The sequence below is a fragment of the Vibrio clamense genome (assembly GCF_050337905.1).
GTDB lineage: Bacteria > Pseudomonadota > Gammaproteobacteria > Enterobacterales > Vibrionaceae > Vibrio > Vibrio cortegadensis.
The window spans coordinates 67,827-88,679 of the sequence record NZ_JAKJTJ010000029.1 but is presented as its reverse complement, the minus strand read 5'-3'; the positions used below and the strand labels follow the sequence as shown (position 1 = coordinate 88,679).

The 20,853-nt window shown below is 43.3% G+C and carries 17 protein-coding genes; all 17 read left to right on the top strand.

From position 1 onward, the window contains the following. Window positions 1–285: 285 nt before the first annotated feature. The 17 genes from L4C39_RS16645 to icmH all read left to right on the top strand — a co-directional run bounded on the left by L4C39_RS16645 (window position 286) and on the right by icmH (window position 20,852). Window positions 286–1,692: a type VI secretion system protein TssA gene (locus L4C39_RS16645; protein WP_017052337.1), complete on the top strand. Its 1,407-nt coding sequence runs from the start codon at window positions 286–288 to the stop codon at window positions 1,690–1,692. Between the two features lie 30 nt (window positions 1,693–1,722). Next, window positions 1,723–2,256 (top strand): Hcp family type VI secretion system effector, encoded by a 534-nt coding sequence (locus L4C39_RS16640; RefSeq protein ID WP_017052338.1) that lies wholly within the window; start codon window positions 1,723–1,725, stop codon window positions 2,254–2,256. A gap of 74 nt (window positions 2,257–2,330) precedes the next feature. Beyond that, window positions 2,331–2,840, top strand: a complete 510-nt coding sequence (gene tssB / locus L4C39_RS16635; RefSeq protein ID WP_017052339.1) for a type VI secretion system contractile sheath small subunit — start codon at window positions 2,331–2,333, stop codon at window positions 2,838–2,840. After that, on the top strand, window positions 2,840–4,318 hold the full coding sequence (tssC, locus tag L4C39_RS16630; RefSeq protein WP_017052340.1) for a type VI secretion system contractile sheath large subunit: 1,479 nt from the start codon (window positions 2,840–2,842) through the stop codon (window positions 4,316–4,318). The genes tssB and tssC overlap by 1 nt, the downstream gene beginning before the upstream one ends. Window positions 4,319–4,366: 48 nt before the next feature. Next, window positions 4,367–5,728, top strand: coding sequence for a type VI secretion system contractile sheath domain-containing protein (locus L4C39_RS16625; protein ID WP_429747017.1), 1,362 nt, complete (start codon window positions 4,367–4,369; stop codon window positions 5,726–5,728). Beyond that, window positions 5,725–6,150: a GPW/gp25 family protein gene (locus tag L4C39_RS16620; RefSeq protein ID WP_429747015.1), complete on the top strand. Its 426-nt coding sequence runs from the start codon at window positions 5,725–5,727 to the stop codon at window positions 6,148–6,150. Before L4C39_RS16625 ends, L4C39_RS16620 begins: the two co-directional genes overlap by 4 nt. Then, window positions 6,143–7,921, top strand: coding sequence for a type VI secretion system baseplate subunit TssF (tssF, locus tag L4C39_RS16615; protein WP_429747013.1), 1,779 nt, complete (start codon window positions 6,143–6,145; stop codon window positions 7,919–7,921). Before L4C39_RS16620 ends, tssF begins: the two co-directional genes overlap by 8 nt. Then, window positions 7,903–8,886, top strand: coding sequence for a type VI secretion system baseplate subunit TssG (locus L4C39_RS16610; RefSeq protein WP_171757455.1), 984 nt, complete (start codon window positions 7,903–7,905; stop codon window positions 8,884–8,886). The genes tssF and L4C39_RS16610 overlap by 19 nt, the downstream gene beginning before the upstream one ends. 8 nt (window positions 8,887–8,894) lie before the next feature. Then, window positions 8,895–11,507 carry a type VI secretion system ATPase TssH gene (tssH, locus tag L4C39_RS16605; protein WP_429747011.1) on the top strand — a complete coding sequence of 871 codons (2,613 nt, stop codon included), beginning with the start codon at window positions 8,895–8,897 and terminating at the stop codon, window positions 11,505–11,507. Window positions 11,508–11,657: 150 nt separating this feature from the next. Then, the gene (locus L4C39_RS16600; protein ID WP_017052346.1) at window positions 11,658–12,812 is read left to right on the top strand and encodes a D-alanine--D-alanine ligase family protein; all 1,155 of its coding nucleotides are present in this window, start codon (window positions 11,658–11,660) and stop codon (window positions 12,810–12,812) included. Window positions 12,813–12,814: 2 nt separating this feature from the next. Beyond that, window positions 12,815–15,022 carry an MFS transporter gene (locus tag L4C39_RS16595; RefSeq protein WP_017052347.1) on the top strand — a complete coding sequence of 736 codons (2,208 nt, stop codon included), beginning with the start codon at window positions 12,815–12,817 and terminating at the stop codon, window positions 15,020–15,022. Beyond that, window positions 15,019–16,164, top strand: coding sequence for an ABC transporter substrate binding protein (locus L4C39_RS16590; RefSeq protein WP_429747009.1), 1,146 nt, complete (start codon window positions 15,019–15,021; stop codon window positions 16,162–16,164). The genes L4C39_RS16595 and L4C39_RS16590 overlap by 4 nt, the downstream gene beginning before the upstream one ends. 68 nt (window positions 16,165–16,232) lie before the next feature. Next, window positions 16,233–16,925, top strand: a complete 693-nt coding sequence (locus tag L4C39_RS16585) for a transporter substrate-binding domain-containing protein (RefSeq protein WP_029203343.1) — start codon at window positions 16,233–16,235, stop codon at window positions 16,923–16,925. A 1-nt stretch (window position 16,926) separates the two neighbouring features. Then, a complete protein-coding gene (locus tag L4C39_RS16580; protein WP_429747007.1) occupies window positions 16,927–17,922 on the top strand; it encodes a type VI secretion system-associated FHA domain protein in 996 nt (331 codons plus the stop codon). Next, window positions 17,919–18,383 carry a type VI secretion system lipoprotein TssJ gene (tssJ, locus tag L4C39_RS16575; protein WP_429747005.1) on the top strand — a complete coding sequence of 155 codons (465 nt, stop codon included), beginning with the start codon at window positions 17,919–17,921 and terminating at the stop codon, window positions 18,381–18,383. The genes L4C39_RS16580 and tssJ overlap by 4 nt, the downstream gene beginning before the upstream one ends. A 2-nt stretch (window positions 18,384–18,385) precedes the next feature. Beyond that, the gene (tssK, locus tag L4C39_RS16570; protein WP_429747003.1) at window positions 18,386–19,702 is read left to right on the top strand and encodes a type VI secretion system baseplate subunit TssK; all 1,317 of its coding nucleotides are present in this window, start codon (window positions 18,386–18,388) and stop codon (window positions 19,700–19,702) included. Window positions 19,703–19,709: 7 nt separating this feature from the next. Next, window positions 19,710–20,852, top strand: coding sequence for a type IVB secretion system protein IcmH/DotU (icmH, locus tag L4C39_RS16565; protein WP_429746999.1), 1,143 nt, complete (start codon window positions 19,710–19,712; stop codon window positions 20,850–20,852). Window position 20,853: the final 1 nt, after the last annotated feature.

The window sequence follows — 20,853 nt, the reverse complement described above, 5'->3', positions numbered from 1 at the left end:
AACTTTATTATATATCTCATATATATATAATCCGATTTAGTTAAATATGATATTTAAATCGTATTGATTAGAAGAAAATTAAATTAAACAAGTTTCATAATTAATTTAGCGTGACATTTATAAGTAAATGCTAATTTATAATGAATTAATAAGGCTTGTATTATCACACTTCTTGTTCGATATTTGAGTGCTTTTTATTGTACTCATCTTTTGCTTTTATCTCGTAATTGCGAAGACCGAAAGGGTTTGTGACTTTAAGAATAATAAATCTGAATTTGGATTAAAATGCTACTTTCACTGAAAGATGTTTCGCAACTAATAGAACCAATTTCCGCAGACTCACCCTGTGGGCCTTATTTGAAAAATAATAAAAGTGTCTTTCGCCCATTACGTAATGAATTTAATGTTGCGCAAACATCGTTGCGTAAATTAAGTCAAAATCCAAGTGCGGAAGTACTTGATGATTTAAAAGACGAAAATCACCAAAACTGGCTTCAATTATCGGAGTCTCTGTTTGATCAGCTTTCAAATTCTAGCCGAGATATTGAACTTATTGGTTGGTTTTTTACCTCTCAAATGTTACTCGATCCATCCTTAAATAGTGCTGCTAATACCCTGCATTGGCTTGCTGAATTAGTTGAGCATCAATGGGGGCATCTAAACCCAGTGATTGCGCCGGAGAAGCTGAAAAGTGACACCGAAGCCGGATGGGCGGCGGAGCAAACTCGAGCGAAAGTTAAAGCGTTTTTCCAAATGGTTGGAGACAGTGAACAAAGTAGCTTGGTGTATGCACCGCTTCTTTTACAGCCCTTGGTGGCTGACGTTTCATTCTTTGAATATCAGAGCTCAGAGCAAAAAGGGGCGATTAGCCAACTAAAGCAACACGTTTCTTCGAATATAGCGCATGAGCGTACCGAGATACTTCAAAAGCTTGAAAGTGTGCATCGTTGTTTTGTGGAGTTAGAACGCTTAAGAAAGACAACACTAGCTTACTCGCAAATATCAGGTGTAAGTGCACCCAATTTTGGTTTTCTGAAAAGTTTACTGACTAAGTATGACTATGCGTTGCAGCAGCTCACCAATATGAAATTTGAGCCGAAAAAGAGTGCCACGACTCAAGGTGCGCAAAGTGAAGGTGCCAATGAAGCGCCTTCAGTTGACGAGCCTACACCGCAAAAAGCACAACTTTCGACGCAAGTAAGTGCTCAGGAGGGGCTCATGAATTCCGAACAATCTTCACAAATATTCTGTTCTAGCAACCTAGCTGAGACCGCGTCGACCAATAGCATGAACCGAGACTTAGCGTTTCATCAATTACGTGAACTGTCAGATTATTTTCGCCAAAGCGAGCCACATAGCCCCGTATCTTTTTTACTCGAAAAAGCAATTCGATGGGGTTACCTATCTTTGCCTGAGTTGATGAAAGAGATGATGGAAGAGCAAGATGGGACAAGCTTAAACAATATTTTTAATGCCGCAGGATTGAATCATCTTGATCAAGTTTTGCTGCCGGATGTGGATGTTCCTAGCGTCGACATTAGAAACCCTTTAACTTTTACGTCCCCTTCACAAAATGTTGAGTCGGTAAAAGCTGAAGAACCCGTATCAGAGGCTTCCACTGCTGATACTCAATCACAACAAAAGAGTGAATTACAAGCGTCATCTAGTACATCAACTGCACTAGCTTGGTAACAGTATTCTCACCAATAAGGAAGAAAGATTATGGCAAGTATTTACATGCGTGTTGAAGGCCTGAATGTTACAGGTGGCGCTACAATTAAAGATGTAAAAGCATTAGAAGGTAAAGATGATGGTTGGTTTGCAATCTCTTCTTACTCTTGGGGCGGTGTACGTAATGTAGCGATGGATATCGGCAACAGTAACAATGCTGATTCAGGCATGGTAGCGATGAGCGAAGTTAACGTTTCTAAGCAAGTTGACGGTGCATCTGAAGATCTACTTTCTTACCTATTCAATCCTGGTAAAGAAGGCCGCACGGTAGAAGTTGCATTCACTAAGCCTCAAAACGATGGCCAAGGTGCGGATGTTTACTTCCAAGTGATGCTGAAAAATGCACGTTTAGTGTCTTACAACGTTAGCGGATCTGATGGTTCTCAACCATACGAAAGCTTAGCTTTGTCTTACATTGAAATTTCTCAAAAACATAATTATGAGAAAGAAGGCGGCGAGATGGTTTCTGGCGGTCTTGTTACTTACAGCCTACCTCTAGGCAAAATGACTTCTGGATCGAAGTAATTACTATTGCTAGGTGTCTTACCTTAGGTAGGGCACCTAATTACGATCATCAATTGATCTATTAGGACCCATCTATGGCATTGAATTCACAGCACAAACGTGTGAGTAAAAACCGCGTTAGCATTACTTATGATGTTGAAACAAATGGCGCAGTAGAAACAAAAGAATTGCCTTTTGTTGTCGGCGTTATTGGTGATTTCTCAGGACATAAACCTGAGTCAGATAAAGTTGAACTGGAAGAACGTGAGTTTACCGGAATCGATAAAGATAATTTCGATACCGTTATGGAACAAATTAATCCAACGCTTTCTTATAAGGTTGATAATAAGTTAGCCAATGATGATAGTCAGTTTGAAGTCAGCATGAGCTTTCGTTCAATGAAAGACTTCCATCCAGAAAAACTGGTGCAACAGATTGATCCGCTAAAACAGCTGGTTCAAACCCGTAATCAATTAAAAGAGCTGTTAAGCAAAGCTGACCGTTCTCGTGATTTGGAAAAACTATTGAAAGAAGTTCTGCAAAGTGCAGATGCTATTCAAGGTTTAGCGGAAGAGCTAGGGCTCAACAACGAGGGAGCTGAATAATGTCGACTGAACAACAAACTCTCGAACAAGCCAATGTTGAGAGCACAACAGCGAGCTTCTTGGATCGTGCTATCACTGCGACTGCACAAACGCCAGTTGATACAACCAAAGAGTTGCTGGGCATTCTAACGTCTCAAGCGCTTGAAGGCACTGTTACGTGGGATAACAACCTAACGCTAACGATCGAAAAAGCCATCAGCGCCATTGATAGCAAGATTTCTCAACAATTGTCTACAGTAATGAAAAATAACGACTTCCAAAAGCTGGAAGGTACGTGGTTAGGTTTACAGAAATTGGTTAAAAACAGTGAGCTTGGTCCTGACCTTAAGATCAAACTGGCTGATTACACCAAAGATGAGCTGCTTGAGCAATTTGAAGATGCTCCTGCTATCGATCGCAGTCGTTTTTTCACCATGGTTTACCAAGAAGAATTTGGTACGGCTGGTGGTCAACCATACGGCGCCTTAATTGGTGATTACGAGTTTGGCTACGGTGATGAAGATGTTGCGTTAATGCGTTATATGGGCGAAGTGGCTTCTGCATCACATTCTCCATTTATTGCAGCAGCTAATGCGAGCATGTTCGACTTTGGTTCATTTGCAACTTTTGCTGATGGCAAACCTGTCGCGGCTGGTTTTGATTCTCCTGCTTATGCTAGTTGGAATGCTTTCCGTGAAAGTGATGATTCTCGTTATGTCGCACTGACGCTGCCTAAGACGATGGCTCGTCAGCCATACGGAGCGGCAACCGTACCAGTTAAGTCTTTTGAGTTTGAAGAGCTGAACACTCGCGAAAATGGGCAACAAATTGTTAAAGATGACTCTGATTTCGTCTGGAGTAATGCCGCTTATGAATTCGGACTTCTTATGACTCAAGCTTACACTCAGTATGGCTGGTGTACGGCTATTCGTGGTACAGAGAATGGCGGTAAAGTTCAGAACTTACCTAATTTCACTCACTATTCAAATGCGGGTGATTTAATTCAACAGTGCCCAACTGAAGTGAACCTGACCGATGAGCGAGAGAAAGAGCTGAGTGATCTTGGTTTCCTTCCACTGGTTCATTACAAAAATACTAACTTTGCCGTATTTATGGGCGCACAAACGACACATAAACCTAAGACTTATGTGGATCCTGATGCGACGGCGAATGCTGCAATCTCTGCGCGACTTCCTTACACGATGGCAAGTAGCCGCATTGCTCAGTACCTGAAAGTAATGGGTCGTGATCGTATTGGTTCGAACCTTGATCCAAACGATGTAGAAAAAGATCTGAATACTTGGATTAATCAGTACGTGAATCCAAATGCGATCGGTAATGATGCGAAAGCACATCATCCGCTTGTAGAAGCGAAAGTGACTGTTGAAGAGCAAGCTGGCCGTCCTGGTGCTTACTCTGCCGTTGCTTATCTTCGTCCTTGGTTACAAATGGAAGAGTTATCAACCTCGCTACGTATGGTTGCAAACATTCCGGGTTAACCCGATTCGGGGATGAAAATCCCCGAATAGCTTTGAATTGGACAGTTGATGAATACTCATAATAAGACAACAGAATCCCCCCATCAGACTGCTGATTTGCCGTGGAAAAAGCTTTTAGAGCTTGCACAAGGTGAGGAAACTGTTCAATTCAAAGCTCTGTTAACACAAACTATTGCAGGGCTAGACCACCTGATTAGCCAGCAACTTAATGAAGTGATGAGTCAACCACACTATCAGCAATTGGAATCAACGTGGTTGGGGCTACAAGCGCTCACTCATTTACCCGTTTCTAATCGTCGAGTAAAGATTCGCCTGCTTGATTTCAGTTGGAAAATGGTCTCGAACGATCTCAATTACTCCTTCGACATAAAGCAGACCGCCCTGTTTAAGAAACTCTATTCGAATGAATTTGATACGGCTGGTGGTACACCATATGGGATGGTAGTGGTTGATCACCGAGTTACGTCAGATTATGCCGATGACGGTGAGTACGATGACCTGTACACATTACAGCTTTTAGCTGAACTAGCTGAGCGCTCTTTATGCCCAGTAGTTCTCGGGGTCGATGAAGATTTTTTTGGCGATGATATTAATCGTCAGCTGAATGATAGCTCACGGGCGAAGCGAATTTTAGAGAGCCGTGATTTTATGTCGTGGCAGTTGTTAAGAGACAACCCGGCATCACGTTTTTTGCATCTGGCTTTACCTGAATATTTGCAGCGAGAACCATATCGGCAATACCTCGCGGGGTTTATTTATAACCAGCCCAATGCCAGAGAACATTCGCTATGGGGTAATAGTGCGTACTTGTTAGCTATGAATGTTATCCGAGAGTTTGACCGAATTAGCTGGTTTGGTTTTTTGCGTTCATATAATGAAACGGGCTCATACGGTGCGATAACACAAACGGATAAGCCTTTATTCGGCAAGGTGGATATTTTTGCTGAAGATGATGGTTTTTGGGCAGAGCAAGGCTTTGTTCCTTTATCGAGTTTGTACCTTACTGACCAAAAAGGGTTCTTTAGTAATCAGTCGGTCTGGAAGGCGAAAAATGATACTGAACGTATGCTTGGCATGTTGCAAACCAACTTAATGGCGTGTCGATTTGGTCATTACATTAAAGCTCAAATCAGGGATCAAGTGGGGCGTTATGATAGTGCCGAAGATTGTAAACGCAGTTTAGAGCGTTGGTTGCAGCACTACATAAGTGAAGTCGATTACGGGGAAGATTCTGTGATGGCGCGTTTCCCATTGAAAGCTTGTGAAGTTCGTATGGAAGAAGATCCAAGAGACAGCACTCGTTACCAATGTCAGATCATGCTTCAGCCTCAATATCAGTATGAAATGATGGATGCCCAAGTCGTACTGAAGACATCGGTATCGAGCCAAGAAGTTGGAGAGTCCGCATGAGTTTGATGGCAAAGCTAGAGGGTAGCTGGCAAGACGATATTGATGGTTTAAGAGACGCAATAATAGAAAACGTATGCGCATTAATCTCATGTAGAGCACCAATTTGGTCTTCAGAAAGCATTCAAACTGAAACAATGAATGGTTCGATTGTGCATATCGGACTCGGCAACGCCACCCGTTCACAAAGTAAATCAAACAGTGATGTATTAGTGGCGGATATTGCAGAGCTAATCCGTTTGTATGAGCCAAGATTGGCACATGTTGATATTGAATTGAGTGATCAGCCATCTGGGAGCAATCAGCTGCAGTTTCGTATTTCAGCCATCATGCATTCACAGCTGGGGGATGAAGCCATTGTGTTGGATTCTTTATTGGATTTTAGCCGAAACAAACTTGATGTAAGGAAATCGAACCTTGTCTGATTCATTGTTGCAGTATTTCGAACAAGAGCTGAGTTTCATTCGCAGCGAAGCAACGCAGTTTGCAGAACGCCATCCGAGTTCTGCTCGTGCGCTCGGCATTTCAAAAGACGGGGTTGATGATCCACAAGTTACGCGATTGATAGAAAGTGTGGCACTGCTGAATGGACGTTTACAAAAGAGACTCGATGAATCGTTTCCAGAGTTAACTGATAGTTTAATTCGCTTGTTATTCCCTCACTATTTGCGTCCGATTCCTTCGTACAGTGTGCTGAATTTTAACGTGACTGATGATGCCAGTGCGACGCACCGTATTCCGGCGGGCACGGAATTTGAAATTGGTGATGAAAGTAATAAAGCACTGTTTAGAACAACGAAAGAACTCGATCTATTTCCTGTTGAAATTGAACAAGTAAAGGTGGCGTTTGCACCATTTGAAACCATCAAACCAGCAGGTGCCGAACATGCAAAGGCATTGATTGAAGTGACCATTTCAGCCGTTGATGAAGGAATCGATATCTCTCTGCTTGAAATGAATAAACTGAATCTGCACTTAAAGGGTGAAAGTAGTTTCGCTCTTAAATTGTACGATTTATTGATTCATGGTGCGTCCCAAGTGTGTGTGCAAACAGATAGCAAGCGACATGTTTTGGGCAAACAAGCCATTCAACCGATAGGGTTTGATATCGAAGATACGATATTACCGTATCAGGCGGCCAGCTTTGGCGGTTTCAAATTACTGACAGAGTTTTTCGTTTTTGCGGATCGGTTTAATGGTTTTACCGTGGACCTTAATCAAGTCTTAAATCAATGCTTAGGACATCGCTTTACTCTACAGATCTACGTTGATGAATTAAGTGTCGATGTTGCTCGTAGTTTATCGGTTGATCATTTTACCCTTTTTTCTACCCCTGTTGTTAATTTGCACCACATGGTCGCAGATCCTGTAGAAATCGATTTTTTGCAGAAGGATTACCCAATTGTTCTTGATGCGACTCAAGGACAAGATTTAGAGCTGTTTTCCGTCGATGAAGTGGTGGATGTAACAACTTCTGAACAGGTCACCGTTCCTCAAGTTTACGGTGAGAAATACAGTGATTCTCAAAGTGGCTTGCGTTGGCAGTTAGTACAGAACCTACTTGAAAGTGGTGCCTTGAAGAGCGTACTGAATGTCGCGGATCTAGAACACTCTAGTTTGCATAGTTCGAAGCAAACATGGTTAGTGAATGCCACTGTAACCAACGGTAGCCGAGTTGGTTCGTTACCAATCAATAGCGCCGTTGCATGCATGGAATCGATCACGATTCCTGCTGAAATGAGTCTACTTCGACGTCCTTCAATGCCGATCCGTAGTAAGGACAATAGTACTAATGTGTGGTCTTTACTTTGTCATCTTCATTTTAACTATCACGCTATTTTAGGCAGTGATGATCCGAAGTCGACGTTAAAGAATGTTTTCGAATTGTATAACCACAACCACAGTTCACAAAATCAGCTTTATATTGAATCTTTGGTCGCCATTGACCAAGAGCAAGTGGTTGCGCCTATTCGAGTTTCAGGCCGTACCTGTTTTGCTTATGGAACTAAAATTACCGTGACACTTGATCCGACGAATGTGAACGGCGGAATAAGCATGTTTAGCCACCTTCTTGACCGATTTTTTGCTTTCTTTGCTGGGTTTAATAGTTTTACCCAAGTGGATATTAAATTTGAAGGGCAAGACGTGTTGTATATCGCTTTCCCGAGGAGAACTGGATGCAAGAGTCTTCTCTAATGGATTTTAAGCCGATGACAAACCGTGCTGATCTTGAGCGTGTATGGCAATGGTTTAAGCATCAAGCGGACAGTTTAGATGCGCGCCCTAGTGTACGATTTAGTGTTGAATCGCTGCCAGCGCATTACCAGAATCAAGTGACTCAAGTCTACGCGGACCACACCAATCATTATGTGGTGAAAACATCTTTACCTGGCCTTTCTGGGAGTCGAGCGAGCATGCCTCGGCCCATGTATCAGCAGGCTCTCGCTGCACAATTTGATTTAGGAAATGAGTCGGCCCTTGAGTTTTTTGACACCTTTAATAATCGTTATTTTCGTCTCTATTGTCAGGTGCAATTGAAACATGACTTAACCAGTCAGATGGAAGAAGAGACCTTCACGTGGAACCAGCACCAGCAGTCGATGACCTCCATGTTGGCGAGTTTATGCGGCGTGGCTGAGAACCGTGACTTTTTACCGCAGCGACATCTTGTTCAATACACCGGGCTATTGGGATTAAAGCTTACTTGTCCTATTACGCTGAAGTCGCTGTTAGAGGACTATTTTGAAGCTGAATTTCAAATTGAACATAGCGAACTTGAGTATCAGCCATTGACACCTTGTTCGTTAAGTAAGTTAGGCAAGTCGGGTCAGAATACCCAGCTAGGGATGGGGGCATTGCTTGGTAAAACCACACCAATGCTAGGTCAGAAGCTGAGTATAAAAATTAGACCCAGAGATTATCGTCACTATTTGGCCATCCGGCAGGATAAAAAAATGGTTAAAGCGATCGATCATTTAGTGCGTAGCTATATGGGAATCAACATTAAATACCATTTATATATGAGCGTAAATAGCCAGTACTTACCCCGAGTTAAGCTCACCAGTATTGCTGACAAAGGGGTAAGAATAGGGCAGTCGGCTTGGATGAGCAGCCGAGAAAATAAAAAGCGATATGTAGATATGCCACTCACGATTAGTTAGGACAGATAATGATAAATATTGAATTACAAAGCCTGGTCAAGCGACTGGCACCAAGCGTGAAATCATCGTTAGAGTCGGCCGCGGGAGATTGTGTAAACCAAGGGCACTATGCGATTGAGCTAGAGCATTGGTTCGTTCAACTATTACAACAGCCGTCTCAAGGTTGGTCTGCCGCTGTAGAGAAGGCCGCGATAGCGAAAGAGCGTTTAATCGAGCAGCTACAGGATAAACTGTCGACTTTAGGAGGCGGTAATGATGCCTCGCCTGCGCTATCACCACAACTAGTTGAATTGATTAAAGATGCATGGATGGTTGCGTCTTTAAATCATGCTCAATTGATGGTGAATGAGTACCATTTATTACTGGTTCTTAAGCAGCGTATTGAACAAGGCGCTTACAACGGCCCATTAAGCCAATGGCTAACACTATTGTCTTCAGAGTGGTTACGTTCACAAGCAAACGTGAGTTCAACGCCGAGCAACATAAATTCGACATCGAGCCAAATGGCTGAGCCATCATTAGATTCAGCAGGAACGCCAGCGCTGGATAAATACTCACAAAACTTAACTGAAGCGGCGCGAAATGGACTTTTAGACCCGATTTCTGGCCGTGGTGATGAAATCCGAAAGTCTATCGATATCTTGTGTCGTCGTCGTCAAAATAGCCCGATCTTAGTTGGGGATCCTGGGGTGGGTAAAACCGCTATTGTGGAAGGTTTAGCACAACAAATTGTCGATGGTAACGTGCCTCCGGCGTTGCAAAATGTAGAGTTAAGAAGCCTTGATTTGTCGCTTTTGCAAGCGGGTGCAAGTATCAAAGGTGAGTTTGAAAATCGACTCAAAGATGTAATCAACGAAATTAAGCAGTCGACGACTCCGATCATCATGTTTATTGATGAGGCTCATACGCTGATTGGTGCTGGTGGCGCTGCAGGTCAAAATGATGCGGCGAATATTTTAAAGCCAGCGTTAGCGCGCGGTGAGTTTCGCTCTCTCGCGGCGACAACGTGGGCTGAATATAAGCAATATTTTGAATCTGATGCTGCATTAACTCGTCGTTTCCAAGTGGTTGCAGTTGGTGAACCTAACGAAAATGACGCCGTACATATGCTCCGTGGCGTCAAAAAGAGCTTAGAAAAACATCATAATGTGAAAGTGATGCAAGAAGCGATTGATGCGGCTGTCTCACTCTCAGTTCGTTACTTACCAGAAAGAAAGCTACCAGATAAAGCGATCAGCTTACTCGATACGGCGTGCTCACGAATTGGTTTAAGCCAAAGTGCGACACCAAGCCAGTTAGAGGCCATTGAAGAGCAGATCCAATACACTAGAAATGAGATTGAGACCTTACTTCATGAGGCTGCATTATGGTCGATTGATGATGGTCAAATTGAAGTCGCACAAACACGATTAATTGAGTTAGAGCAACGTCGAGAAGCATTAGCGAGTCGTTGGGAGCAAGAAAAGCAGCGAGTTGAGCGAATCATCGAGCTACAAAATGAGCTTGATGCACAGTATGTAGAAGGCAACGATATCGCTTTACACCCAAGTAAAGCACTGCTGGCTGACAACATGTTGGAGTTAAGAGAGATCCAAGGTGAACAGCCTCTTGTGTTACCCCAAGTATCGCAACAGACGATTGCAGAAGTGATTGCACTTTGGACTGGCGTGCCAGTGGGCAACATGCTTGCTGAAGAGGTGGATTGTCTCATGCACCTTGAAGAGCAAATTGGTGAACGTGTGATCGGGCAAGTCACGCCTATTGCAGAAGTTTCTCAAGCTATTCGTATGTCTCGCGCAGGATTAACCGACCCTCGTAAGCCAGTTGGCGTATTTCTTATGTGTGGTCCGAGCGGTGTCGGTAAAACAGAGACGGCATTGGCGTTAACCGACCTACTTTATGGTGGTGAGCGAAATATCACCACCATCAACATGACTGAATTTAAAGAAGAACACAAAGTATCAATGCTACTGGGTTCACCTGCTGGTTATGTGGGCTATGGAAAAGGTGGTGTGTTAACGGAAGCGGTTCGTAAAAACCCATATTCCGTTTTGCTGCTTGATGAAATGGAAAAGGCCCATCCCGGTGTCCACGATATTTTTTATCAAATCTTCGATAAAGGTTCGATCTCCGATAGCGAAGGGCGAAATGTCGATTTTCGTAACACGATCATCATCATGACATCCAACGCTGCCGACAGTGCTGTTGTGAATGCTTGTGTGAACGAAAGACCAAACGTTCCAGAGCTGACACAAACTATTTTTCCTGAATTACAGCGTTTCTTTAAACCTGCGTTTTTAGGTCGAGCAACTATTGTTCCATATTTCCCACTGAACGATGAAGAGATGGCAAAAATTGCGAGCTTATCTCTGCGCCGTATCGAAAAACGAGTGAGGGCGCACTACAACGCAACCTTCAAGTATGAGCCGCAAGTTATTGATTTATTAGTATCTATGAATCAATCACCGGAAACGGGAGCTCGTGCTATTGAGCAGTTAATTAATCGACAATTGATGCCAGAACTGGCCAATCAATGCATTGTCAAAATGAGCCAAAGTGAGCCGGTTAGCGCGGTTTATATCAGTGTTCAAAACCAGCAGTTCCATATAGATATTCAGTAAACAACACTCAAAAGTGAGTGTTGTGAAGTGGAGGAGCTCATAGTAGCTCTCCATTTATAACGATTATAAATATACGATTTTTTTGTTACTCGACTCTTAATATGCTTTTTCCATTTAGTCATTGAGTGACGCTTGTTGTAGGTAAATAAAATGCAAAACGAAGTATTTTCACTCGCTCAGTTAGAGTGGATCCGTAATAACCTAAAAATTGCCGTGATTCATGGTGGTGATAAGTCTGAAACTCAGAATTATATTTTTGAGAATTTAAGCCCGCGCTCAACGAAGACTTATGCACCTGTCGCTCATGATATTGCGAATGCATTACGCGAATCTGGTTTTGAGTCTGTTGACGTTTTAGCAGAAGACATTCACCTAGCTCAGCAGCTAGAAAAGAAAAAAATAGATCTAGTCATTACGAACAGCGGTGGTTTACAAGGTTTTGATTCAATGTGTCACTTACCTTCAACTCTTGAAATGCTGGGCGTGCCTTACGTCGGGCATGCGCCAATGACCGCAGGGATCTTAGATAATAAACATCTTTTCAAGCACGAGATAAAAGCGGCAGGTTTGCCTACTGCCCCGTTTATTACCGTGGGGATCGATGAAGATTTTGACAGTGAGAGTAATCAAAAAGCACTTGATGAAATTGCGTGCCGTTTCCCTAAAGGGTTTGTCGTTAAACCGGTATCAGGGCGAGCATCAATTCATGTTTATCCTGTATTTGAGCGAGCAGAGCTTAAATCAGTAGTCAGTAAAGTACGAAAAGCAACCAACAATATCGTGATGATTGAACCTTTTTTACCTGGACGAGAGTTTGTCGTTGCGGTAGCTGGAGAGTACATCTTTAAAAATGGCGCGTTAACTCAATCGACAGCCCCTCTCGCTTTCTCGATAACGGAACGCATTTTAGGATCAGATGAGCCAATTTTTACTTCGATGGATGTTAAGCCAATCACTCAAGATCGTTTAGTTGCCGTCAATGAGATGGGATTACGTACTCAGTTAGCCGAAATCGGACAGAAGATTTATCGCCAACTAGGGCTTCAGACGTTAGTTCGAGTAGATCTACGCATGGATGAGCGGGGTAATTTGTATGTTCTAGAAACGAATCCTAAACCCGACCTTAAGCGACCAGAAGGTAACAATGTCAGCTTAGTTTGTCATGACTTAGAGCGAGAAGGGATGAACTACTCAGATCTTATTCAGTCACTTGTGTTTAATCGTTTATCGTTTTTAAAAGCGAAGCGACCGATGGCGTTGAATCACTGCTTTAACCTTCAGTTCGATGAAATGGCTGGCGTTTAAACGTGGGTTTTCAGACCGTAAGGCAACATAGCCGTTTAATACTGGGCGCACTGCTGGTTATCGTTTCTTTATCGCTTGTTTTTGTTGTGGGCTATGCACAAGCATTAAAGAGCTACCAGCAGCAGAGCCGCGATGCGGTATTCGCACAAACGGAAGCGGCGCGAATTGGATTGGAGCAGATTTTAAGTTCCGGCGTACCTTTGCAAGATATCGCAGGGCTAGAGAAAGTATTGTCTCCGATAGTCGATGCGGATAGATCGGTTGTTGATATACGCGTTATATCGGGGCAGCAGGAACTGTATCGATATACCACCGCTGAATTTGATGGCAGTCGTATATCGATTCCATTACGCAATAAATTTACCCAAGTTGGTGCACTTGAAGTGCTGCTTAGTGATGTTGAAGTGACCAAAGCAATCAACGAAAGCTTTGCCCCAATGGTGTGGCTCATCGTGATTCTGGTTGGGCTGTTTGTGTTCATGGTACTGCAAAGTCAGCAAGCTAAAATCTATTTTACTGCGTTTGGCATCGTCTTTGTGGCGATGTCGTTTAGTGTGATTTTGATGGTTGGGGCTTTGTACAAATCAGGTTTAGAAAATAAAGCTAATTCGATGGCAAACATTGTCACGCATCGCCTCTCTCCAGTGCTGAGCTTGGGAATCGATCCAGATCGAGTCAGCGGTATGGATGAGATGCTTGCCAGTTTCCGCCAATCGAATGATGAAGTATCCAGTATCACGGTTGAACATCAATCAAGAACGATTGCTCGAAGCGCGACCGAAGACGAAATGATGGGTGCAGAAAGTGTGGCTCAATTTCCCATCTCTGATGAAATGGGAAATCAGGTCACGATCGCATTCCACCCTAATATTTTGCTGTCCCAATTGATCAATGTACTGAAAAACTTCGCCATTCTGTTCGCTGGGTGTGCATTTATCTGTTTTGCCTTTATTCGATTATTGAGTCGTTCTGATAAGGATATTCAAGCCGAAGTCGTTCTCGCTCAAGTGAAACCTTTGCTACTGGTTACGGTATTGATGGAGTCGCTGATGGCGCCAGTTTTACCACAGTATTTGGCTGAAGTGGCGGTTACGAATGGTTTAGATGCCAGTTGGACATCGTATTTTTTCACTCTGTACTTTGTCGGCTTCGCATGCTCGTTATTACCAGTATCCAGGTTGGTTGAGCAATACGATATTCGCCGCGTATTGGCGACCGGTATTGTGTTGTCGAGTTTGGGCTGCTTAGTGCTAATGTATGAAGAGTACTTAGCGCTTATTTTGTTGGCTCGCTTTATGTCTGGTGTTGGTCAAGCAACCATATTTGTGGCAATACAAGCGTATATCTTACGATTTAGTGATAAGACGAATAAAACCCAAGCCGCGGGCATCATTGTTTTCTGCTTCAATGCTGGATTTATATCAGGTGCCGGTATTGGCGCGTTGCTAGCTGATACGCTTGGTATCACCGGGATTTTCTTATTGTCGGCTTTAGTCGGTGGTTTGATGTTTGTATTTAGCATGGTGTTACCTTCAATGGCTCCAGATAAGCAACATGCTGGAGGGAGTTTACGAAACTCTCTACAAACGATGTTTTCTGGTTGTGCCGCGTTACTTCGTGTCCCTTCATTTATACGAACAATGGTCTTAGTGGGTATCCCAACCAAAATGATGCTGACTGGTGTTGTTTTTTTCGCGGTTCCGATTCTTCTTGGTGAAAAAGGGATGTCGAAAGAGAGCATTGGTCAGGTCTTAATGGCTTACGCTTTTGCTGTCTTATTTGTGAGTGGGAAAGTCGCGCCGATGATTGATCGTATCGGCTCAACAAAGTGGGCTCTATGTCTTGGAAATCTGATTGCGTCTATCTCACTAGTGATGCTTGGTGGTGTGTTTTTAGTTCAAGATAGTGCTTTTGCTGTGCTTATCGCTACTGGGTCGATGCTGGTGATGGGGTTAGCTCACGGGTTTGTGAATGCTCCAGTGGTGACTCATGTGGTGAACACAACCAGCGACAATGATGCCAACATGGTGGCAACGACCTATCGATTTTTAGAAAGATTAGGCCATGTTTTCGGTGCCATTGTCGTTGGACAGCTTCTAATGCTGGTGGGTAATAGTGCAACATTTTGGGTATTGAGCGGCTTCTTCTTTGTTGCGAGTCTCTCGCTTTGGTTATTTGACCGTCCAAGTAAGCAAGGAGACGGCGCATGATACTTCGTCTGTTATTACCGTTGTTCAGTTGGTTGTTATTGCTGCCATCCTCTCAAGCCCTAGCCGCTGTCCCTGATTGGTTAGGGGCTGATTTAGAGCAGTCGAGCAAGCATTCGTGGGAGACGGTCTCTAATGGTCAGTATGTTGACTTTATTCCTCGTAACAAATACCCAAAAGTGTGGGTGTTAGTGTCTCGAAAAGCTAAATCGTATGACACGGCGCTAGCAACCATGCTCAATGTTTTTAGACGAGAGTTAGGTAATGCGACTTTTCGGGTGTTCCTTCTTCCTGATAGTGATGAGGAGATTTTCCAGTGGACGGTATTGGCAGAAAGTAAAGCGGATTTGATCTATACCGTGGGTTCTAAAGCAACAGTCAGGCTACACCGTTTATATGCGGGTAAGCGATTGCCGGTGGTCTCTGTTAATGCAAAAGACCCTGTGTTACTTGGTCTTACTGATGGCTATAAAACCAGCCACAATAATTTTGCATTTACATCATTAAATCTACCTGCGGATATTACGCTTAATTTTCTGCTTAAATTTAAGCCTGAGCTGAATCAAATTGGTGTGTTGTACGCTAAGAAAAACACCAGTGCTTACTTGACTCAATACTTACCGTTAAAGAAAGAAGCGCAAAAGCGTGGAATTGATGTGGTCACCTTTGAAGTTGATGAAAGCCAAGCGACCTCTTCGTTACAGACTGTTATGGAGTCTCAAATCGCCACAATGCAAGCTGCAGGTGCTGAGCAATCCATTTTGTGGTTAACCGGCAGTTCAAGTCTTTTATCCCGAGTGGATGAGATTAACGAATGGGCTCAAAAGATACCTCTGCTGACGGTTGTACCGGATGCGGTCAATAATACTGAGCAGAGTGCGCTGATGTCTGTTGGTGTAAGTTTTGAAAATAATGCGCACCAAGCGGCTCTCTATGGCATCAGTATTTTACGAGATGGTATTAAACCTCAGGCTCTTCCTGTGGGTGTGCTATCTCCGCCTGATATCTCCATTAACTTTCAGCAGGCTGAAGCCATTCAAGCGAAAATTCCTTTTGTACTGATTGAAATGGCGAGCGATCTTTATGCGCCAAATGGAAATACTATTCGTGCTGCCGGTATGACAATGCAAGGAGAAATACAATGATCAACTTGAACGTAAGGCTTCAAGATTCATCGCTTCTTAGCCTTGCTCAACGTCTTGGTAAGCTTGCAATGGTGTCATCATTTTCAATTGTTTTTACTTACTCTCAAATGGCATTCGCTTATGGAAAACCGGAGCGTTTATTGCTCGCGACACAAGAGTGGTTTCCTTATCAATACCAAGAAAATGGTGTGATGAAAGGCCCTGGGATAGACAAAATTAAGTGTGTGATGCGTGTGATGAAGCAGCCATACCAGATCACAATGACCACCTGGGATAGAGCACAATTGCTGACGGAAGTCGGATCGCAGCACGGTTTTTTTCTTGCTTCTCATAATGTTAAGCGAGATGACTATGCCGTTTATACCGATCAGCTTGAACAGCAGAATTGGAGCTGGTTTTCACTGTCTGATGCGACAGATGTGAACAGCGCTATGTTCAAAAGCCAAATTGAGGTTGTTGCTTTATTTGGTTCCAATAAATGGTTTTGGTTACAGCAAAACGGTTACCGAGCATCGATGAAACCGCGCAGCGCCAAAGCCATGATAGAGCTCATGCTAAAAGGCGATGTTGGCGCCATTCTAGGAAATGATGCAGTGATAGAAGAGACCATAAAACAGATGGGCATTAGTTATCGGGCGATTTCAAAAACACGTGTGAAATCACAACCTTTAGGCGCCTATTTTTCTAAGTCATTTGTAAAAACCTATCCGCAATTTGTTGATGAATTCAACCGTGCAACACAGCAGTGTAAGGGGAACTAACATGCCAATATCTATACGAATTATCAGCTCTCCAGATGGTGAAAGCATTGCTGAGTGGAATAAAGCATTTCCTGAAGAGGGCGGAGTTATTGGTCGCGCTTATGGAGTGACCATGCAACTGAGTGATGCCAGACGAGAAGTATCAAGTAAGCATGCTGTGATTAATAAAACGCACCGTGGCTATCAAGTGGCTGATTACAGCACGAACGGCTTATTTATTAATGGCTCAAGCCGGGCTTTAGGTAAAGGCAATCAATCTGTGCTGAATGATGGGGATGTCCTCGATGTCGGGCGTTACCGATTGTTAGTGTCTTGTTTTATTCCGGAACAAGCGCGTGCACAAGAATTTAGTGAAGCCTCTTCTGATGGTCATGGTGCTTTTAGTGACGATCCATTTAGTCATGGTAATGATGCCGAGTTTGGCCTGGCCGATCCAAGAGAAATGGAAGGGTTGTATGCGGCGGTTAGCCAAGACGATTCAACGAAGTATGGATCATTTTCTAAGGGAACCGCGCGAAATAGTGATGTGGTTGAAGAGGACCCTTTTCAAGTAACAACGAAAGTGAAGGCGACACAGCATCACGAATTTAACATGAATTTCAGTGCGATCGATGATGACCCATTAGCGGAGTCTGACTTCTCATCAACCTTTCCTGTAAGTGCTGATAATGAACCGACACCAGCGACGATCTCTACGACGCAAGATCGTTCGATGGCTCAATTTCGTTCAAGTGAAGCACGTATGCAACAACAAATGGACAAAGCACTAGAAATGGCTTTGAACCGTTTATTGATGGATATCTCGCCGCAAGCGCTTGAGTCGATGTTTGATGACCTGATGGCTCCCCGTTTTTGGCAGAGCAAACCGAAATATTGGGATATGTATAAGCGTTATTTTAGTCGTCAAATGGATAACCATGATTGGCAGATTAAATTTCAAGCCTATTTCCAAGACGCCATGCGCTTGCAAAGAAGCATGGAAGGAGAGAACTCATGAGCCGACTGATTACTGTTGTGATGATTATGTTGTTATCGGGCTGTAGCTTCTGGGGGCAAAAAGATATTGCGCCTCAGTTGGTGTTGAAAATAAAGGCGGCATCCAATATTAACCCTAACGTGGAAGGAAAACCGTCGCCAGTTGAAGTGAGAATTTACCAATTAAGTGACAGCCAAGCCTTTGAACAAGCAGAGTTTATTCAACTATATAACGATGCTCAGGGTGTGCTTAAAGCGGAGGTGTTGCTAACACGAGAACTGGCTAGTGTTTTACCTGGTGAGGAGCGGAGTGAAGTATTGCCTTTCGCTTCTGAAACGAAATATATCGGTGTTATTGCGGGTTTTGCCGATTATCGAGAAGCGAAAAACAAAGCCATTTATCAACCGATTTTTTTAGGCTCAGCAGCAATTAATATCGACCTAGATGGTATCAACCTGTCTATATCAGGTGAAGAGGAATAATTATGGATAAGAATAAAGTTGTCTGGAGTGAAGGTATGTTTCTTTCACCTCAACATTTTCAGCAGCAAGAGCGATACATCGAAAATTTCACCCGTGAATTCGCTGGTCAAATGACCTCACAATGTTTCGGCCTGACTCAATTAGTGCTGGATCGTTCAATCTTGAATATTGGAAAAGTTTCTGTACGTAAAGCAAAAGGAATCTTTCCTGATGGCACGCCATTTGAAATTAAAAGAGGACTGGTTCTAGATGTCCCGAAAAACACCGCTCATAAGAAAGTATACCTGGCTCTTCCGCTTTCGATGCCAGGGGTTGTCGATGTAGGTGAAGGACAGAGGTTAAGGAATGCACCACTTGAGCATCGTGTGTTTGATAGCAGTCGTGAACATAGCGAACCCGTACTGTTAGAGTTAGCTGAACTCAATATTGAACTCAAACTAGAAGGTCAAGAGCTTCAAGATTACACCTTGATTGCAGTGGCTGATATTAGCGAACATAAATCAGAGGGTGAGGTGGTGTTGAATCAAGCCTTTGTGCCTCAGTGTTTGCATTTTGGCCAATCTAACTATCTAAAAGATTGTGTAGCCGATGTTTTTTCTCAAGTGCAATATCGCGCACGCACAATTTCAACCAGATTACAAAAAGAGCACAGCAGTAAGAGCTATCAAGCTCTAATGCGAGATTATCTATGGCTGCAAGCGTTAGGTGCTTGGATGCCAAAGTTACAACAGTGGAATGAAGATCCAACCTTATTGACTAAATATTTGTATCTTGAGTGCACTTCAATGGCCGGGCAACTTCAAGGACTAGAAGGAAAGATGCCCAAAACGTTCATGTCTTGGGATCAAAATGATCTGTATGGTGTTTTCTCAGCAGTTTTTTCTGAGTTATTCGTGCTACTTCGTGAGGTTCAAATTGATAATGTCACTACGCTCAAGTGGGACATACAACTCTTTACCAGTCGCCGCTTACTGCGCACGATTGTTCAAGATAGAAGCCTGTACAACGAAGGGCGGTTTATCCTTGTTGCGACCTCTACTATTGGTGCTTCTCGATTAAGTGAAGAGTTTCCTCAAGCAACGAAACTTGCGGGTAATAGTGATATTGCTGGCTTGGTACGAAATGCACTTTCCGGTGTTCCTTTACGTAATTTACCTTACGCTCCTGCAGAGCTGAAATCGAAGAATGATGCCGCTTATTTCGAGCTTGATACTAAATCTGAGCTTTGGCAGTCACTTGTGAAGAAAGACGAACCCATTGCCTTGCATATCGACGAAAGAATTGACGATATTCATGTCGAGTTCCATGTGATTAGGTAGGTATTCGATGACTGGATTATTTAACGAAGAACCAACGATAGTAATACACCGTAAAGCGGCAGAAACCGCTCATCAATCGAATGATGAGCAATCGTTACCCGCTGACCTATCTGGTACTGAGCGCTTGATTGAGACCTTTGCGGTATATGACAGCCCACTGCTTAATGCCGCGACAGAACTATTAGGCATGTTGGTGACTTTACCTCGTCAAACCAACCCAAGAGATATCGAGCGTTTTAGGCAACGTCTGCTTGATGCCATCGTCGTTTTTCGTCAGCGAGGGCTTTATCTTGATTACCATCCGAGTGTGATTGAAAAAAGCTGTTTTGTGTTATGCGCAGCTTTCGATGAAGCGATTCTATATACCTCTTGGGGAGAACAAGCTCGCTGGGAAAATCACTCACTATTAAGCAAAGTGTTTTCGCAGAGAAATGGCGGAGAGGCTTTCTTCGTTTTGCTAGAAAAAGCGAATCAGCAACCGGCTAAGTTAGTCGATTTTCTGGAACTGCAATATGTTCTTTTGATGTTGGGGTTTAAAGGCCGATATCGACATGAAGATGAAAACCAACTGCATGAAATAAAATCAAATGTGTACGGAATTATTCGGAACTATCGTGCTGAGAATGTGTTACTGGTGCCTAAAACGCCAGAATTGATCGTAGGTAAACAGCCTTGGCGAATGCTCAGCTTCAGCAAAATGTTGGGTCTGGCTGCACTGTGTCTTGGTTTAAGCTATGGCGCGTCGGAGTACTGGTATTCAAATCGAAGTCAACCGATCCTGCATCAATTTAGTGCTATTGATATGTCTGGTGTCAGCTTAAAAAGTGAAAACCATGATCTTATCTATATCAGCACCGATGCCGATATTGGCGAGATTGAGTTAACTCCTGTTCATGAAGACGAGCCAAAAGTGCAAGTTGCTGCTGTTCAGTGGGAATTGATCTTGGCTGTCTTTACTCGCTCTTCCGATGCCGTACGTATGTCTACGGAATTACAGAAAGCGGGTTATGAATCATTCACTCGTGAAACCGAACATGGGATAGAACTATTTTTGCGTGCAGGCGACAATTTAACAGTGATCCGTAAGTTAAAGAATGAACTCAATGTGCGTTTTGGTTTGAACGCGACGATTAGAAGAGCGCAGAAATAAT

Excerpts from the sequence above, each read along its gene's own strand:
- L4C39_RS16645 (WP_017052337.1), top strand. The coding sequence starts at position 286 with ATGCTACTTTCACTGAAAGATGTTTCGCAACTAATAGAACCAATTTCC.
- L4C39_RS16640 (WP_017052338.1), top strand. The coding sequence starts at position 1,723 with ATGGCAAGTATTTACATGCGTGTTGAAGGCCTGAATGTTACAGGTGGC.
- tssB (WP_017052339.1), top strand. The coding sequence starts at position 2,331 with ATGGCATTGAATTCACAGCACAAACGTGTGAGTAAAAACCGCGTTAGC.
- tssC (WP_017052340.1), top strand. The coding sequence starts at position 2,840 with ATGTCGACTGAACAACAAACTCTCGAACAAGCCAATGTTGAGAGCACA.
- L4C39_RS16625 (WP_429747017.1), top strand. The coding sequence starts at position 4,367 with ATGAATACTCATAATAAGACAACAGAATCCCCCCATCAGACTGCTGAT.
- L4C39_RS16620 (WP_429747015.1), top strand. The coding sequence starts at position 5,725 with ATGAGTTTGATGGCAAAGCTAGAGGGTAGCTGGCAAGACGATATTGAT.
- L4C39_RS16610 (WP_171757455.1), top strand. The coding sequence starts at position 7,903 with ATGCAAGAGTCTTCTCTAATGGATTTTAAGCCGATGACAAACCGTGCT.
- tssH (WP_429747011.1), top strand. The coding sequence starts at position 8,895 with ATGATAAATATTGAATTACAAAGCCTGGTCAAGCGACTGGCACCAAGC.
- L4C39_RS16600 (WP_017052346.1), top strand. The coding sequence starts at position 11,658 with ATGCAAAACGAAGTATTTTCACTCGCTCAGTTAGAGTGGATCCGTAAT.
- L4C39_RS16590 (WP_429747009.1), top strand. The coding sequence starts at position 15,019 with ATGATACTTCGTCTGTTATTACCGTTGTTCAGTTGGTTGTTATTGCTG.
- L4C39_RS16585 (WP_029203343.1), top strand. The coding sequence starts at position 16,233 with ATGGTGTCATCATTTTCAATTGTTTTTACTTACTCTCAAATGGCATTC.
- L4C39_RS16580 (WP_429747007.1), top strand. The coding sequence starts at position 16,927 with ATGCCAATATCTATACGAATTATCAGCTCTCCAGATGGTGAAAGCATT.
- tssJ (WP_429747005.1), top strand. The coding sequence starts at position 17,919 with ATGAGCCGACTGATTACTGTTGTGATGATTATGTTGTTATCGGGCTGT.
- tssK (WP_429747003.1), top strand. The coding sequence starts at position 18,386 with ATGGATAAGAATAAAGTTGTCTGGAGTGAAGGTATGTTTCTTTCACCT.
- icmH (WP_429746999.1), top strand. The coding sequence starts at position 19,710 with ATGACTGGATTATTTAACGAAGAACCAACGATAGTAATACACCGTAAA.